General features: G+C 64.0%; 13 protein-coding genes, 1 tRNA gene and 2 pseudogenes. 11 read left to right on the top strand and 5 right to left on the bottom strand.

The window, feature by feature from the left end; translation table 11 throughout:
• Window positions 1-200 precede the first annotated feature (200 nt).
• Window positions 201-428, bottom strand: a complete 228-nt coding sequence (locus tag AB8Z38_RS20245; protein WP_369719623.1) for a hypothetical protein — start codon at window positions 426-428, stop codon at window positions 201-203.
• A 103-nt stretch (window positions 429-531) separates the two neighbouring features.
• The gene (locus AB8Z38_RS20250; RefSeq protein WP_369719624.1) at window positions 532-762 is read right to left on the bottom strand and encodes a hypothetical protein; all 231 of its coding nucleotides are present in this window, start codon (window positions 760-762) and stop codon (window positions 532-534) included.
• A 171-nt stretch (window positions 763-933) separates the two neighbouring features.
• Between AB8Z38_RS20250 and AB8Z38_RS20255 the strand changes: the two genes are divergently transcribed.
• On the top strand, window positions 934-1,284 hold the full coding sequence (locus tag AB8Z38_RS20255) for a hypothetical protein (protein ID WP_369719625.1): 351 nt from the start codon (window positions 934-936) through the stop codon (window positions 1,282-1,284).
• 45 nt (window positions 1,285-1,329) lie between these two features.
• Here the strand turns inward: AB8Z38_RS20255 and AB8Z38_RS20260 are convergent.
• Window positions 1,330-4,439 (bottom strand): annotated as a pseudogene (locus AB8Z38_RS20260) (EAL domain-containing protein).
• A 251-nt stretch (window positions 4,440-4,690) separates the two neighbouring features.
• Here AB8Z38_RS20260 and AB8Z38_RS20265 point away from each other — a divergent pair.
• On the top strand, window positions 4,691-4,903 hold the full coding sequence (locus AB8Z38_RS20265) for a type II toxin-antitoxin system VapB family antitoxin (protein ID WP_369719626.1): 213 nt from the start codon (window positions 4,691-4,693) through the stop codon (window positions 4,901-4,903).
• A gap of 244 nt (window positions 4,904-5,147) precedes the next feature.
• Here AB8Z38_RS20265 and AB8Z38_RS20270 read toward each other — a convergent pair.
• Both AB8Z38_RS20270 and AB8Z38_RS20275 read right to left on the bottom strand, forming a co-directional pair.
• A tRNA-Arg gene (locus tag AB8Z38_RS20270) sits at window positions 5,148-5,224 on the bottom strand.
• A gap of 265 nt (window positions 5,225-5,489) precedes the next feature.
• A pseudogene (locus tag AB8Z38_RS20275) lies at window positions 5,490-6,955 on the bottom strand (ATP-binding protein).
• A 389-nt stretch (window positions 6,956-7,344) separates the two neighbouring features.
• Here AB8Z38_RS20275 and rpmH point away from each other — a divergent pair.
• From rpmH to dapD, 9 genes are all read left to right on the top strand, one after another.
• Window positions 7,345-7,479 carry a 50S ribosomal protein L34 gene (gene rpmH, locus AB8Z38_RS20280; protein WP_008542748.1) on the top strand — a complete coding sequence of 45 codons (135 nt, stop codon included), beginning with the start codon at window positions 7,345-7,347 and terminating at the stop codon, window positions 7,477-7,479.
• A 26-nt stretch (window positions 7,480-7,505) separates the two neighbouring features.
• Entirely contained in the window at window positions 7,506-7,925 is a 420-nt protein-coding gene (gene rnpA, locus AB8Z38_RS20285) for a ribonuclease P protein component (protein WP_369719627.1), read from the top strand.
• A gap of 16 nt (window positions 7,926-7,941) precedes the next feature.
• Window positions 7,942-9,795, top strand: coding sequence for a membrane protein insertase YidC (gene yidC / locus AB8Z38_RS20290; protein WP_369719628.1), 1,854 nt, complete (start codon window positions 7,942-7,944; stop codon window positions 9,793-9,795).
• 115 nt (window positions 9,796-9,910) lie between these two features.
• The gene (gene yihA / locus AB8Z38_RS20295; protein WP_369719629.1) at window positions 9,911-10,564 is read left to right on the top strand and encodes a ribosome biogenesis GTP-binding protein YihA/YsxC; all 654 of its coding nucleotides are present in this window, start codon (window positions 9,911-9,913) and stop codon (window positions 10,562-10,564) included.
• Entirely contained in the window at window positions 10,564-10,929 is a 366-nt protein-coding gene (locus AB8Z38_RS20300) for a DUF423 domain-containing protein (protein ID WP_369719630.1), read from the top strand. Before yihA ends, AB8Z38_RS20300 begins: the two co-directional genes overlap by 1 nt.
• Before the next feature lie 216 nt (window positions 10,930-11,145).
• Window positions 11,146-12,033, top strand: a complete 888-nt coding sequence (argB, locus tag AB8Z38_RS20305; protein WP_369719631.1) for an acetylglutamate kinase — start codon at window positions 11,146-11,148, stop codon at window positions 12,031-12,033.
• Between the two features lie 89 nt (window positions 12,034-12,122).
• On the top strand, window positions 12,123-13,109 hold the full coding sequence (locus AB8Z38_RS20310) for a DUF1036 domain-containing protein (RefSeq protein ID WP_369719632.1): 987 nt from the start codon (window positions 12,123-12,125) through the stop codon (window positions 13,107-13,109).
• Between the two features lie 205 nt (window positions 13,110-13,314).
• Complete coding sequence (locus tag AB8Z38_RS20315) at window positions 13,315-14,004, top strand: pyrimidine 5'-nucleotidase (RefSeq protein ID WP_369719633.1); 690 nt, start codon at window positions 13,315-13,317, stop codon at window positions 14,002-14,004.
• 194 nt (window positions 14,005-14,198) lie between these two features.
• Window positions 14,199-15,044: a 2,3,4,5-tetrahydropyridine-2,6-dicarboxylate N-succinyltransferase gene (gene dapD, locus AB8Z38_RS20320; RefSeq protein WP_369719634.1), complete on the top strand. Its 846-nt coding sequence runs from the start codon at window positions 14,199-14,201 to the stop codon at window positions 15,042-15,044.
• Window positions 15,045-15,052 lie beyond the last annotated feature (8 nt).

Genomic DNA, 15,052 nt, shown 5'->3' on the forward strand with positions numbered 1-15,052 from the left:
AAATGTTGGGTCACGGAGAACAGCGCTGCACGCACCGGCTTGCCATGTGCGTGATCGTGTTGCGGTGCGCCCGAACATCAATGACGCCGCCGACCCGAGGTGCTCCGGACGAAGATGTCGAGAGGCTTAACCCAAGGGGTCGGCTCACAGGGAGCGCGAAGGCGAGGAGACCCGACACTCGGCCGGGAAGCAAGTCGTTCTCACTTCTGCTGGGCAGGAGCCTGGGCGTTCGAATTGTTCGGATTCTGCTTGTTGGCCTCGTGGTGGCCGATGGCGCAACCGGCCGCGGCGCCGACCTTACCGTGTCCGGCCATGTGGCCGGCGATACCACCGACGATGGCCCCCTTGATGCAGCCCTTGGCGTCGGCGCCGGGCGCAAAGGCGATCGAGAGCGCAGCCGCGAAGGCCACTGCGATGGTCCATTTCATTTGCATTCTCCGGTCCTGAGTTGATCGTGAAGATCAACGCGGCGCGGGCGAACTCCGTTCCGGGCGCACGGCTTCCGTCCAAACCGGCGCTGGACCGAATGCTTCAGCGCCGACGGGCGACCCACATCCCGAACAGGAACGCGGCGAAGAGCGACTGCAGCGGGGCCTTGACGGTCATCTTGCGCAACTGGTCCGCCCAGCGGATTGCCGCATCTTGCGACGGCGACTGCTGCGCTCGCCGGCGTGGCCCGGAACTGTTCTCAGTGGCGTCGATCTCGTCGGTCAGCCCGGAGGCTTCGGTCATTGCCGAGGCTTCCTTCATATCCGTGTCCATGCGTCTCTCCCACTTGGCGGTTCAGCCCAACCGCCGGCCGGGAATGGTCGTTCCACCTGCCTGCAGCAATTGCGAGCGCCTCGCTCCGGAGCTCGCGGAACCAATCCCAAGTTCGGGATTTCAGTCCTTCACCAGAGAGGTTGCGGCACAGAGAGCGCGAAGGCCGAAGGCATGAAATGGATGCTCGTGGTCCTGGTGGGCGGCGTAACCCCGGTCAATACCGACCTGGTGTTCGACAAGTTCTCTGAATGCCTGGCGGCCGAGGAGCAGATGCGCAAGCACTATGCGGACGCATTCGAGGCTTGGGATCGATTGGCCGCCGGCAGCATCGAGCGGCGGCGGGACTACTCGAAGGCTCGCGATCTGCAGGCCAAACGGCTGTTGAGCAACATCGGCACATGCGTCCCGCACGGCGGTGGCGGCGACCAGCCCGCCGTCGCCGCGACCCAGCAGCCGGCGGCGACGCCGTCTCCGCACCCGGCCGCGCCACAGCCGTTGCCCACGCCTCAGCCCAGCCCCTGACTGCGCCGTCAACGTCGCTCCGAAAGCATGAGGGCGTAGTCGCAGTTAGGCGCTCGCTTGGACTCGCGGCTTGAAGAGGTCTCTGTCCCCTTGGTGCGGCAGACGTTGCGGGCGCCCGATCAGGTAACCTTGCATCTCGTCACACTTCATTGCCGCCAGCATAGCGAACTGCTCCTCGGTTTCGACCCCCTCCGCCAGCACTGGAATCCCGAAGCTGTGGGTCAGGCCGATCACCGCGCGAATAATCCCTATCGACTTTTCGCTGGTACCGAGGGTCGCTACGAAGCTGCGATCGATCTTGATGCGGTCGAGCGGAAACGCGTCCAGATATGACAATGAGGAGTAACCCGTCCCAAAATCATCCAGGGCAATCAAGACCCGAGTAATTTGAGTCGGTTCAGCGTTTCTCTGGCGCGGCCGACGTCCTCGATCAGTACGCCCTCTGTGATTTCCAGTTCCAGTCGGGCCGGCGCAAGTCCACTCTCTCTCAAGGCCGATTTCACCTGCCTTTCAAGATTCTCCCGGCGAAATTGAGCCGCAGAGATGTTGACCGCGATCCTCAGCGGCGTGGTCCATGAAGCCGCTGCGCGACAGGCTTCCTTGAGAACCCATTCGTCGATCTTGGCGATCAGCCCGCTCTCTTCCGCAACCGGAATGAACTCGCCCGGTGCAATGACGCCTCGGACAGGATGCTGCCAGCGCACCAGCGCTTCGTGGCCCACGATGCCGCGGACATGATCCACCTGGGGCTGGTACTCGACGAACAGCTCGCCGTTCTCCACGGCCGAGCGCAGATCGTGCTCGACGGCACGACGTTGGCGCAGCTGCTGATCCATCGCACTTGTGAACAGGCGGACGGCGCCCCGGCCGTCATGCTTGGCACGGTAGAGTGCCGCATCAGCATTGGCGAGCAGCGAGACCGCATCCTCTCCATCCCGCGGAAACACCGCAATGCCAACGCAGAGGTCGAGCTCCAGACAATGACCGTTGGTTTCGATCGGAACGGCAAACGCCTCACGCATCCTTTTGGCCAGGAGCTCGGCAGCGCCCGGCAGCGGAAGTTGTTCCGTAATGGCCATGAACTCGTCGCCCCCGACGCGGGCAACATAGGCTCCTTCGGCAGCGTGCTTCAGCCGCCGGGCCGTCTCGCGCAGGACAGCGTCTCCGACCGAATGCCCGAACAGATCATTGATGTCCTTGAAGCGATCGAGGTCGATACACAGGACGCCCACGCTGCTAGCGCTATCGCGCGCCCGGTTCATCGCGGCAGTCAGGGCTCCGTCGAGCGCGGTCCGGTTCGGCAGTTCGGTCAGGGCGTCATGGGATGCCAGATGACCGATCCTGCGTTGGCTTCGGTTGCGCTCGGTCACATCGAACGCGGCTACGACCTGCGCAAGCTTGCCTTCGTACATCAGAGAACGACGTTCGACGACCACTTCCAGTTCGTCGCCGCCGCGGGTCTTGTGAGCCGCAACGTCCTGCTCACCATCGCAGCGCCCCGCCTCGCCGCTATTCAGACCCGGCTCGGTCATCGCGAGCAACTCGTCCTGCTTGTATCCGTAATGGCTGCACATCGCGGCGTTCGCGGCGAGAAAGCGCTGCGAACCGGCCTCCGCCACCCACATCGGGATCGGGTTCTCTTCGAAAAGCAGCCTGAAGGATGCTTCGCGCCGCTTGAGCTCGGTAATATCGATGCGCACGCCGATACTGCCGCCATCCGCCGTTCGTCTTTCCTCGACGCGCAGCCACCTGTCTCCCGGAAGCCGCTGCTCATGCGAGGACTGCGGCAGGTTGTGCCAGGCGAGCCGTTCGCTGAGCCACTCGTCCTCTCTGCCCAGCGCGTCCGCGTATTGCCCGCGCCGCAGCCCCGCTCGCAGCATCTCCTCGAACCGGACACCTTCCGTGAGTGCGTGGTTGCTGGCCGAGTAGAAGTCGGTGTACTGGCGGTTCCACAGGACCAGTCGATCTTCCTTGTCGAAGACCGCAAGTCCTTCCGGAACGACGTCGAGCGCTTCCTTCAGATGCGCGTGCGCCGCTCGCGCGGCGGCTTCGGCCCGCTCTGCGGCCGCCTTCGCAGCAGCGAGCGCCTCTTCAGTCCGATATCGCTCCGTGACGTCTTCGTGGGTGGCGACCCAACCGTTATCCTCCATGGGTCGATGACGGATGCGAACGATCCGTCCATTGGCAAGCTCGACAGTCGTATCCGAGTTTCGATTGATCACATTGTCGCTCGTGCGCCAGCTCAGATACGCCTCCTCGGACATTTTCGGTGCAGTGCCGATACCGTATCGCAGCTGAACGATCTCTTGCAGGCGCATGCCGGGCGTCACGCTTTCCGGACTGAGAGCATAGATCTCGAGATATTGCCGGTTGCAGACGATGAGGCGCTGCTGCCCGTCGAAAAAGCAAAGACCCTGGGACATGTTGTTCAACGCGGTGGTGAACCGGTCCGCAAATTCGTCGGCCTTCGACTTCTCCTCGATTGCACTCTTTTCCGCGGCTCGCGCACGCCTGCCTTCTTCGGCCGAGTTAGCCTGCTCCTCGATCAGCCCTTCAAGATTGCGAAAATTGATGTTGAGCATTCGCGCCAGCAAGACCAGGAGCAGCGCCAGATTCAGCCCCAAGCAGAGCTGCAGGGGCTCACCCGAAAACAGCAGCCGCGCCGAGATCGGCACGCCCGCGATCAACATCGACAGCCGCGAGGCAGCCGGGAAGCTGCCAAGACAATACGACGTGCCGATGCAGCCCATGAACACCAGCAACGCCAAAGGCGCGCGCAGCGCCGGCTCCACGGTCTCCATCAGCGCCAATATCCAGCAGACGAATCCCGAGGTGAGAACGGCGGCAAAAATCCGCATTCGAGAGAGATTGCTGAAGGCTTCTTCGGGAGTAACCTCGCATGCGCGCATGCGCAGCCATTGCACCATTCGCACCATGCAGACCGCAACAAGAACTGCCGGCAGCGCGAACCTCAGCCAGGGTGAACACTCCCTCGGCAGGACCCAGGCCACACTGAAGCTGTCGAGCAACAGCACTGCGTAGAGGACAGGAACCTGCTTTCGGAGAACCTTGAATTGTTCCACCAGCAGCGCGCGATCGACCGGGGTCGTAAGACGCCCGACCGAGAACAAGTTCCATATTTTGCTGAGTTCCATGTGCCGCTCCGCCCGCCAAGCAGGCTAGGAGAGACTCTGGAAACATCGCGTAAATGGCGTTGGTATTCCGCGCGTTAAACGGAAATGCTGAGGTGGGCACCGGTATTTAGCACCAGCAAACTAACATATGTTAGTTTGCTGAGCATGAACCGAGGCAGGTCACGCATCGGGCACGACCTGTCGTTTTTTGAGCGTGCGCCTCTCATGGATCAAAGCACGCGGGCGATTTTGACCTGCATCGGCACAGCGACATGGCCATGCGCACCAATATCGAGATCGACAATACGCTGATGGCAGAAGCCCGGAAGGCCTCCGGGCACGCAACCAAAAAGCAAACGGTGAAAGAGGCGCTCCGTTTGATGATCAAGCTGCGAGGGCAGCATGAGGCCGGTGCAGCCTTCGGCAAACACCGCTGGCGCAGCAATCTCGCCCGCCGCCGCAAAGCAAGACAATCGACCTGCTAATCGGCACCTGGTGCATCGAGAACAGCGCGCCCCTGCTACTCAATGACAGCGATTTCCGTCCGATGGCGCGTTATCTGGGCTTGGTCGAAGTGCCGGTCACGATGTGAGAGGCCGCGCCGGAATTGCTCGCACGCTCTATGTCACGGCGATTGGCCGAAGAGTGGGCAGCAAGTTCCACGCGCGGCTGTCGGCGGCTTGATGCGGCGCTTGCGCGTCAACCGGCAATATCGTGCAAAATCGCAAATGGCGCGCCCGGAACGATCCGAACGTCCGACCCTCAGATTCGTAGTCTGATGCTCTATCCAGCTGAGCTACGGGCGCGTGTTTCGCGAACAGCGTTGGCGGGCATGGCCCGCACGCAGCCTCCGGACGGCGCCGAAGGGGTGCGAAAGAGCGCCCTGACTAACCGCTCTTGCCGCGATTGGCAAGGTCCGGGTGGGAGAGATTTTGCCGGGACATGGACAGTCTATCCCCGTCATTCCGGAGCTCGCGAAGCGAGAACCCGGAATCTCGCGCCGAAACCTCTGGATTCGGGTTCGGCGCACAGCGCCGCCCCGGAATGACGGGCAACTCGGCCGATGGCCGACTACGCCCGCGCCCGCTCGTTGCGGATCGAGAGCAGCTCCACCGGGCGATCGGGGATGACGATCCGGAAGGTGGCGCCGATGGTGCCTTCAACCAGGTGGATGTCGCCGCCATGGGCGCGGACCAGCTCGGCGGCGATGGCCAAGCCAAGGCCGCTGCCGCCGGGGCGGCCGGAGGTCTGGAACGCCTCGAACAGGTGCTCCCGGGTCTTCTGAGGAACGCCGGGGCCGGTGTCGGAGACCTCGAGGATGGCCACGGCGCCCTCGCGCTTGCCCGTGATCCTGATCTGCTGCGGGCCGCCGTCGCCGGAGGCATGGCTTTCCAGCGCCTGGGCGGCGTTGCGGACGAGGTTGAGCAGCACCCGGAACAGCTGGTCGGGATCGGCGTCGACGGCGAGCCCGCGCTCGATGGCGGCGACCCAGGCGATCGAGGCGTCGGAGGCGAGGCCCGCGGTCTCGCGCACCTCCATCACGACGGGCTCGATCAGCATCATGCGGCGGTCGGGCGCGGCCTCCTGGGCGCGGCCGTAGGACAGCGTCGACTGGCAGAAGGCGATGGCGCGCTCGAGCGAGCGCACGAGCTTTGGCGCAAAACGCTGCACCCGCGGATCGGGCACGCTGGCCAGCTGGTCCGACAACAATTGCGCCGAAGCGAGCAGGTTGCGCAGATCGTGATTGATCTTGGAGACGGCGAGGCCGAGGGCGGCGAGCCGGCTCTTCTGATGCAGCATCGACATCAAATCGCGCTGCATGTCCGACAATTCGCGCTCAGCGACCCCGATCTCGTCGCTGCGCTGGCTCGGCACGATGATCCGCGCCGAACTCTCGGGATTTTCGTGGAATCCGACCAGGCTCGCGGTCATCCGCCGCATCGGCCGCACGAACAGGTAATGCAGCGCGAGGTAGACGAGGCCCGCGGTCAGCACCGCGATGATCAGCGCGACCACCACGACGTTGCGGGAGAAGCGATACATCGATTGCCGCAGCGGCAGTTCGTCGGTGACGATTTCGATGAACTGGGCGTTGCCGACGCCGGGGCCGACGATGCGGATCGGCTGGTTGCCGGTCTCCAGCATCATCTGGAACGAGCCGGTGATCGCCTCCCACGCGGTGATGTCGCGCAGGTCGATGTCATGCTCGATCGTGGCCGGCAAATTGTCGCTGGCGAGCAACCGGCGCTGCTGTCCCATCTTGATCGCGACGGCGCGCGCGTTGATGCTTTTGAGGATCTCGCGTGACAGCGATCGGGGACCATGCCGAGCGGCGCCGCATCGAGCACCAGTGCCGCGGTGTTCGCCGCCGCGACGCGGTCGTTGAGCCGGTTGACCCAGAAGTTGGCGATGGCGGGGACATAGAGCAGGCTCGCCGCGATCATCACCAGGGGGACGGTCAGCAACAGCAGCTTGCCGGACAGACCGAGTCCCGTCGTTCCGCGCGACCGTGTTACCGGCGGGTCCGGCTGATCCATGACCCGATCGAAATCTTGGGTCGGCTGGAGGTCTGTCGCCACGAGATCCGCCCCTGCTGGCCTTGGATCTGGAGGATGCGACCCGCCCGGGAGCCGGTCAAATTACAGATCGCTCATCTGCCGAGGTCGGATGTAAGCGCTGATCCGGCGAGCCGCTACCTCAAGGGTTAAAACCCCGCCGAAACAGTGATATTCATCCGGCCTGCGCGGTCCTGCGGCGTTGACGAAGGCAGGACGCTCCCTTATAAGCCGGCCAAATTGTCCGCGATGACCCGGCGTGATGTCGGGAGCGGCTCTCTTGGGGCCGGAAATGGCCCATTTTGGGCCGCATCTTCCGGACTTTACCATCAATTCTACAGGCAAATTGCCCGGTCAGCGGAGAAAAACCCGTGAAGCGGACTTATCAACCCAGCAAACTGGTGCGCAAGCGCCGTCACGGATTCCGTGCCCGTCTCGCCACTGCCGGCGGCCGCAAGGTTCTCGCCGCCCGACGCGCGCGCGGCCGCAAGCGTCTGAGCGCCTGAGCCAGACCCCTTTTTGGGATTTCATCATGGATCGGCTGAGGCAGCGGGCGGATTTCCTCGCCGTTGCCAATGGCGCGCGGGTGAATAGTCCCGCGTTCGTCCTGCAAAGCCTTGACCGCCGAAGCCTTGACCGCCAAAGCCTTGGCGGCGACGACAGCGGCCCGATCCGGATCGGCTTCACCGTTACCAAAAAGAACGGCAACGCCCCCGAGCGCAATCGCATCCGGCGCCGGCTTCGCGAACTCGTGAAGCGGCTCGATCCGGTGTCGATGCAGCCCCATCATGATTATGTGCTGGTCGGACGCAGGGACGCGCTGTCGCGCGACTTCGCGACCATGCTCGACGATCTGCGCATAGCGTTCACAAGGCCCGCGCGGCATACGCACAAGGGGCGCGGTTCAAAGCCAGCTCCCGGCTCCGCCGCAGCCAGCCGCAAACCCGATTGATGACGAGACAATAGTGATGACCGACAATCGCAATACCATCCTCGCCGTCATTCTATCGGGCCTGGTGCTGATCGCCTGGCAGTATTTCTATAACGTGCCGGCGATGGAGAAGCAGCGCGCCCAGCAGCAGACGCAGGCCGAGCTCCAGAAGACCACGCCGCAGCCGACCGCGTCCGCGACGCCAGGCGCCACGCCGCAGTCCGGCACGTCGCCGGCGCCCGCGACGACGCCGGGCGCGAACCAGCAGGTGCAGCCGGTCGTCAGCCGCGACAGCGCGATTGCAGCCAGCCCGCGCGTGAAGATCGACACACCCCGCCTCGCCGGCAGCATTGCCCTGAAGGGCGGCCGCATCGACGACCTTGCGCTGGTGCAATTCCGCGAAACGGTCGACCCGAAGTCGCCGGCGATCATCCTCTATTCGCCCTCTGGCACCGCGGAGCCCTATTACGCCGAGTTCGGCTGGGTGGCGGCAACCGGCGTGACGGCCAAGCTGCCGGATGCCCAGACCACGTGGCAGCAGGACGGCAGCGGCAGCCTGACGCCGTCGACGCCGGTCGTGCTGAAATACGATAATGGCGAGGGCCTCACGTTCCGCCGCACCATCTCGGTCGACGACCACTATCTCTTCACCGTCAAGGACGAAGTGAGCAATGTCGGCAATACGCCGGTCAAGCTGTTTCCGTTCGCGCTGATCTCGCGCCACGGCACGCCGCATGTCTCCGGCTATTACATCCTGCATGAAGGCCTGATCGGCTATCTCGGCGACCACGGCTTGCAGGAATACGCCTACAAGAAGATCGACGAAGCCAAGCAGGTCAACTTCAAGGCCATCAATGGCTGGCTCGGCATCACCGACAAGTACTGGGCCTCGGCGCTGTTGCCCGACACCAATGCGCAGCTCGAGGCGCGGTTCTCGTCGAACCTCACCGGCAATGTGCACACCTACCAGACCGACTATCTGCTCGATCCCGTCACCGTCGCGATCGGCGGCACCGCGACCGCGAACGCACGGCTGTTCGCCGGCGCCAAGGAAGCCGGCGTGGTCGGCGTGTTCCCGTTCGCAGGCCTCGGCGGTTACAACAAGGAGCTCGGGCTCAACCATTTCGATCTCTTGATCGACTGGGGCTGGTTCTACTTCATCACGAAGCCGATGTTCCTCGGTCTCGACTTCTTCTACCGCTTCTTCGGCAATTTCGGCATCTCGATCCTGCTCGTGACCGTGATCGTGAAGCTCTTGTTCTTCCCGCTGGCGAACAAGTCCTACGCCTCGATGGCGAAGATGAAATCGATCCAGCCGCAGCTTGCGGTGCTGAAGGAGCGCTATCCCGACGACAAGGTGAAGCAGCAGCAGGAGATGATGGAGATCTACCGCAAGGAGAAGATCAATCCGGTCGCCGGCTGTCTTCCCGTGGTGATCCAGATCCCGGTGTTCTTCTCGCTCTACAAGGTGCTGTTCGTCACCATCGAGATGCGGCACGCACCGTTCTTCGGCTGGATCAAGGACCTCTCCGCGCCCGATCCGACCAACCTGTTCACCCTGTTCGGGCTGCTGCACTACGATCCGACCCAACTCCCGCTGTTCGGCCATTATCTGGCGCTCGGCATCTGGCCCATCATCATGGGCATCACGATGTGGTTCCAGATGAAGCTGAACCCGACGCCGCCGGATCCGACCCAGCAGCTGATCTTCAACTGGATGCCGCTGATCTTCACCTTCATGCTGGCAGGCTTCCCGGCGGGCCTCGTGATCTACTGGGCCTGGAACAACACGCTGTCGGTGCTCCAGCAGAGCTTCATCATGCGCCGCAACGGCGTGAAGGTGGAGCTGTTCGACAATCTCAAGGCAACGTTCGCGAGGAAGGCGACGTAGCGATCGTCATTGCGAGGAGCCAAGCGACGAAGCAATCCAGAGTCCCTTCCCGGGTGCATTTCTGGATTGCTTCGCTTCGCTCGCAATGACGAGGCAGACAATTGAAAGTCTTCGCGTGAATGACGAAACCGATGCGAAGCTGATCGAGGCCGGGCGAAAGCTGTTCACCCGCGACTGGCAGTTCATCTGGGCCTCGCCCTCGATTGCGACGCTGCCGCCGATGGCGGGGCTCGAGATCGCCTTTGCCGGCCGCTCCAATGTCGGCAAGTCGAGCCTGATCAACGCGCTCACCGGCCGCAACGCGCTCGCGCGCACCTCGCACACACCGGGCCGCACCCAGGAGCTGATCTTCTTCGAGGTCCCGGGCAAGACAGATTTGCGCCTGGTCGACATGCCCGGCTACGGCTATGCCAAGGCGCCCAAGACCCAGGTCGCGTCCTGGACCGACCTGATCCACAAATTCCTGCTGGGCCGCGCGTCACTCGCACGCGTCTACCTGCTGATCGATGCACGCCACGGGCTGAAGGACGTCGATCTCGAAATCCTGGGCACGCTCGACCGCTCGGCCGTCAGCTATCAGATCGTGCTGACCAAGGCCGACCAGGTGAAGGCCTCCGAGCTCGCCGAGCGGATTGCCGAGACCGGGGTGGTGCTCGCCAAGCATGCCGCCGCGTTTCCGGATGTGCTGACGACCTCCTCGCGCTCCGGGGCCGGAATGCCCGAGCTGCGCGCCGCGATGGCGAAGCTGCTGGAAGAGCGGAGCTCTTGATGGCGGCGTTGCGCCCGCTGATCGCGCTCGCCGGCCTGATGGGCGCGACCGGCGTCGTGCTGGCGGCCGCTTCCGCACATGGCGCCGACGCAGGCCGGCTTGCCTCCGCGAGCGCCATGCTGCTGTTTCATGCGACTGCCATTCTCGCGGCGGTCGCGCTGATCGAACGCGGACTTCTGCACGGCGGAATTGGCCTTGTAGCGGCATTTGGCTTCGTGATCGGCGCCGCGCTGTTCGCGGGCGACCTCACCGTGCGGCAATATGCCGGGCACTCGCTGTTTCCCTACGCCGCACCGACGGGCGGAACGGTGATGATCGCGAGCTGGCTGGCGGTGACGCTGGCGGCGGTGGTGCGGCGGAAGTAGTGTCCCTTTCTTCCTTCTCCCCTTGTGGGAGAAGGTGGCGCGCGTAGCCGGATGAGGGGTCTGCCTCAGCGGATAGAAACCCCTCACCCGTCTCGCCGCTGTCGCGGCGATCCACCCTCTCCCACAAGGGGAGAGGGTAAAGACTCTCACTTTGCGCGTCGTCCGCCAATCGGATAGAACGCAGGCCGCGTTTGTCCCGCCAGCGAGATCCGCCTCATGACCGAAATTTCCCCGCTCGACCAGGCCCGCATCCTGTCCGAAGCGCTGCCGCACATGCAGCAGTATGACGAAGAAACCATCGTCATCAAATATGGCGGCCATGCCATGGGCGACGAGGAGACCGCGAGGAATTTCGCCCGCGACATCGTGCTGCTCGAGCAGACCGCGATCAACCCCGTCGTGGTGCATGGCGGCGGACCGCAGATCGCGACCATGCTCAAGCGCCTCGGCATCGTCTCGGAATTCGCCGCAGGCCTGCGCATCACGGACGCGGCGACCATCGAGATCGTCGAGATGGTGCTGGCCGGATCGGTCAACAAGCAGATCGTCAGCTACATCAACGGCGCCGGCGGCAAGGCGGTGGGCCTCTGCGGCAAGGACGGCAACATGGTGACCGCAACCAAGACGACGCGGACCATGGTGGACCCGGACTCGCAGATCGAAAAGGTGGTAGATCTCGGCTTCGTCGGCGACCCCGAAAAGGTCGATCTCACGCTGCTCAACCAGCTGATCGGCTATGAGCTGATCCCGGTGTTGGCGCCGCTCGCGACTTCGCGTGACGGCCAGACGCTGAACATCAACGGCGACACCTTTGCCGGCGCGGTCGCCGGGGCGCTGAAGGCAAAGCGCCTGCTGCTGCTCACCGACGTGCCGGGCGTGCTCGACAAGTCGAAGAAGCTGATCCCGCAGCTTTCAGTGAAGGACGCACGGAAGCTGATCGCCGACGGCACCATCTCCGGCGGCATGATCCCGAAGGTCGAGACCTGCATCTACGCGCTCGAGCAGGGCGTGCAGGGCGTGGTCATCATCGACGGCAAGATGCAGCACGCTGTGCTGCTCGAGCTCTTCACCAACCAGGGCACGGGAACGCTGATCCACAAGTGATGAGCGCGCGGTCAAAGATTGTCGTCAAGCCCGGGCATGACGGAGAGAGAGCAAGGCGGCCTCGCCGCTCTCCCCTCGCGCGCTTCCTGATGACGCTGCCCGCCGCGGCCGTCTCGTTCGTGTTCTCCTCCGCGCCGGCCTTTGCCGATCTCAAGATCTGCAACCGCATGTCCTATGTCGTCGAAGCCGCGATCGGCATCGACGACAAGGCCGCGACCGCGACGCGCGGCTGGTTCAGGATCGATCCCGCCACCTGCCGCGTTGTGGCGCAGGGCACGCTGTCCGCCGACCGCATCCTGCTCAACGCCCGCGCGCTCGGGGTCTATGGCGCCTCGCCGATCCCGCAGAACGGCAACGATATGCTGTGCGTCGCGCCGGACAATTTCGTCATCGCCGCCGCGCGGCAGTGCCGCAGCGGCCAGACCCAGGCCGCCTTCACGCAAGTGACGCCGACGCAAGGCGATGACGGCAATCTCGTGGCTTATCTCGCCGAGGATTCCGAATATGACGACGAGCAGGCGCGGCTCGCCGGCATCCAGCGGCTGCTCGTCATCGCCGGCTATGATGCCGCGCCGATCGACGGCGTCGACGGGCCGAAGACGCAAGCGGCCCTTGCCGCCTTCCTGAAGAGCCGCGGGCTGCCGTCCGACATCGTGTCCTCGCCGAATTTCTTCAAGACCATGGTCGACGCCGTGCAGACACCCTCGCCGAGCGGCCTGACCTGGTGCAACGACACGCCGCACAAGGTGATGGCCGCGGTCGCCACCGACGACGGCAAGTCCGTGACGAGCCGCGGCTGGTATCGCATCGACCCCGGCAAATGCCTGCATCCGGATGTGACCGGACAGCCGAAGCAGATCTTCAGCTTCGCCGAAGCCATCGACGCCGACAACCGCAGCATCAAGCTGAAAGACAAGCCGCTGAACTGGGGCGGCGACAGGCAGCTCTGCACGCGCGAGACCAAGTTCGAGACCAACGAGCAGACCGATTGCGCGGCGCGCGGCTTCGCGGCGACCGGATTCGGCGCGGTGGACATGTCGAGCGGTGGCAAGACGCTGCGCTTTGCGGTGCCGTGATGGAGAGCGCTGTGGTCAGAACGCGCGCGCCACAAACACCAATGTCGTCCCGGCGAAAGCCGGGACCCATAGCCACCGAATTGCCTTTGGCGAAGAACGACGACCAGAGTGCCCCATTGACAGATCACGCGGTATGGGTCCCGGCCTTCGCCGGGACGACGACGGAATGTCTGGCGGCTGCCACGCCAACTGATAGAGAGCCGCAATGAAATCCACCCGCATCTTCACTCACGTCGACACCTGGGTGTTCGACCTCGACAACACGCTCTACCCGCATCACGTCAATCTGTGGCAGCAGGTCGATGCGCGGATCGGGGAGTTCGTCTGCAGCTGGCTGAACCTGAGCCCGGACCAAGCGCGCAAGATCCAGAAGGATTATTACCGGCGCTTCGGCACCACCATGCGCGGCATGATGACCCTGCATGGCGTGCGCGCCGACGATTATCTCGCTTACGTCCACAAGATCGACCACTCGCCGCTGGAGCCGAACCCGGCGCTCGGCGCTGCCATCGCAAAGCTGCCCGGACGCAAGCTGATCCTGACCAACGGCTCGGTCGACCATGTCGATGCGGTGCTGGCGCGGCTCGGCCTGGCCGCGCATTTCGACGGCGTGTTCGACATCATCGCCGCCGGCTTCGAACCGAAACCGGCGCCGCAGACCTATCAAAAATTTCTCGCGGACCATGCGGTCGATCCGGTGCGCGCCGCGATGTTCGAGGACCTCGCCCGCAACCTCACCGTCCCGCATCAGCTGGGCATGAGTACGGTGCTGGTGGTGCCTGATGATACCAAGGAGGTGGTGCGTGAAGATTGGGAGCTGGAGGGCCGCGATGCCGCCCATGTCGACCACGTCACGGATGATCTGGCGGGGTTTTTGGCCAAGCTGTCTCTTTGAGCGGTAGCCCGGATGGAGCGCGAGCGAAATCCGGGGGCTTTGTTGCGGTGAGACCGCCCCGGAATGCGCTTCGCTCCTTCCGGGCTACGGCCATCGCGGTGATGACATCGAACGAAGCTTGACTCCGTCCCCCCAAATCCCGAAAAAGCGCTGCAAATCACCGCAAATTCCCGCCCGCCTCTGAGGAAATCCCGATGTCCCTCCCCGCCCTCGAATCCACCATCAACGGCGCCTTCGAGGCGCGCGACGGCATCTCGACCTCGACCAAGGGCGAGGTGCGCGACGCGGTGGATCATGCGCTGGAGATCTTGGACAAGGGCGAAGCGCGTGTGGCCGAGCGCGGGGCTGACGGCAAGTGGAAGGTCAATCAGTGGCTGAAGAAGGCCGTGCTGCTGTCGTTCCGCCTCAACGACATGGGCGCCATTCCCGGCGGTCCGGGCAAGGCGACCTGGTGGGACAAGGTGCCCTCGAAGTTCGACGGCTGGGGCGAGAACCGTTTTCGCGACGCCGGCTTTCGCGCGGTGCCCGGCGCGATCGTGCGCCGCTCCGCTTTCATCGCCCGCAACGTCGTGCTGATGCCGTCCTTCGTCAATCTCGGCGCCTATGTCGATGAGAGCACCATGATCGACACCTGGTCGACGGTCGGCTCCTGCGCGCAGATCGGCAAGCGCGTACACATTTCCGGCGGCGTCGGTATCGGCGGCGTGCTCGAGCCGCTGCAGGCCGAGCCCGTGATCGTCGAGGACGACTGCTTCATCGGCGCGCGCTCCGAGGTCGCCGAAGGCGTCATCGTGCGCAAGGGCGCGGTGCTGGCGATGGGCGTGTTTCTGGGCGCTTCGACCAAGATCGTCGATCGCGAGACCGGCGAGATCTTCATCGGCGAGGTGCCGGAATATTCCGTAGTGGTGCCGGGCGCGCTGCCCGGCAAGCCCATGAAGAACGGCCAGATCGGCCCCAGCACCGCCTGCGCCGTGATCGTCAAGCGCGTCGACGAGCGCACGCGCTCAAAGACCAGCATCAACGAGCTGCTGCGGGATTAAGACTCTAT

Origin of the sequence: Bradyrhizobium sp. LLZ17 (assembly GCF_041200145.1) — a bacterium.
Taxonomy (GTDB): Bacteria; Pseudomonadota; Alphaproteobacteria; order Rhizobiales; family Xanthobacteraceae; genus Bradyrhizobium.

Excerpts from the sequence above, each read along its gene's own strand:
- AB8Z38_RS20245 (WP_369719623.1), bottom strand. The coding sequence starts at position 428 with ATGAAATGGACCATCGCAGTGGCCTTCGCGGCTGCGCTCTCGATCGCC.
- AB8Z38_RS20250 (WP_369719624.1), bottom strand. The coding sequence starts at position 762 with ATGGACACGGATATGAAGGAAGCCTCGGCAATGACCGAAGCCTCCGGG.
- AB8Z38_RS20255 (WP_369719625.1), top strand. The coding sequence starts at position 934 with ATGAAATGGATGCTCGTGGTCCTGGTGGGCGGCGTAACCCCGGTCAAT.
- AB8Z38_RS20265 (WP_369719626.1), top strand. The coding sequence starts at position 4,691 with ATGGCCATGCGCACCAATATCGAGATCGACAATACGCTGATGGCAGAA.
- rnpA (WP_369719627.1), top strand. The coding sequence starts at position 7,506 with ATGGATCGGCTGAGGCAGCGGGCGGATTTCCTCGCCGTTGCCAATGGC.
- yidC (WP_369719628.1), top strand. The coding sequence starts at position 7,942 with ATGACCGACAATCGCAATACCATCCTCGCCGTCATTCTATCGGGCCTG.
- AB8Z38_RS20300 (WP_369719630.1), top strand. The coding sequence starts at position 10,564 with ATGGCGGCGTTGCGCCCGCTGATCGCGCTCGCCGGCCTGATGGGCGCG.
- argB (WP_369719631.1), top strand. The coding sequence starts at position 11,146 with ATGACCGAAATTTCCCCGCTCGACCAGGCCCGCATCCTGTCCGAAGCG.
- AB8Z38_RS20310 (WP_369719632.1), top strand. The coding sequence starts at position 12,123 with ATGACGCTGCCCGCCGCGGCCGTCTCGTTCGTGTTCTCCTCCGCGCCG.
- AB8Z38_RS20315 (WP_369719633.1), top strand. The coding sequence starts at position 13,315 with ATGAAATCCACCCGCATCTTCACTCACGTCGACACCTGGGTGTTCGAC.
- dapD (WP_369719634.1), top strand. The coding sequence starts at position 14,199 with ATGTCCCTCCCCGCCCTCGAATCCACCATCAACGGCGCCTTCGAGGCG.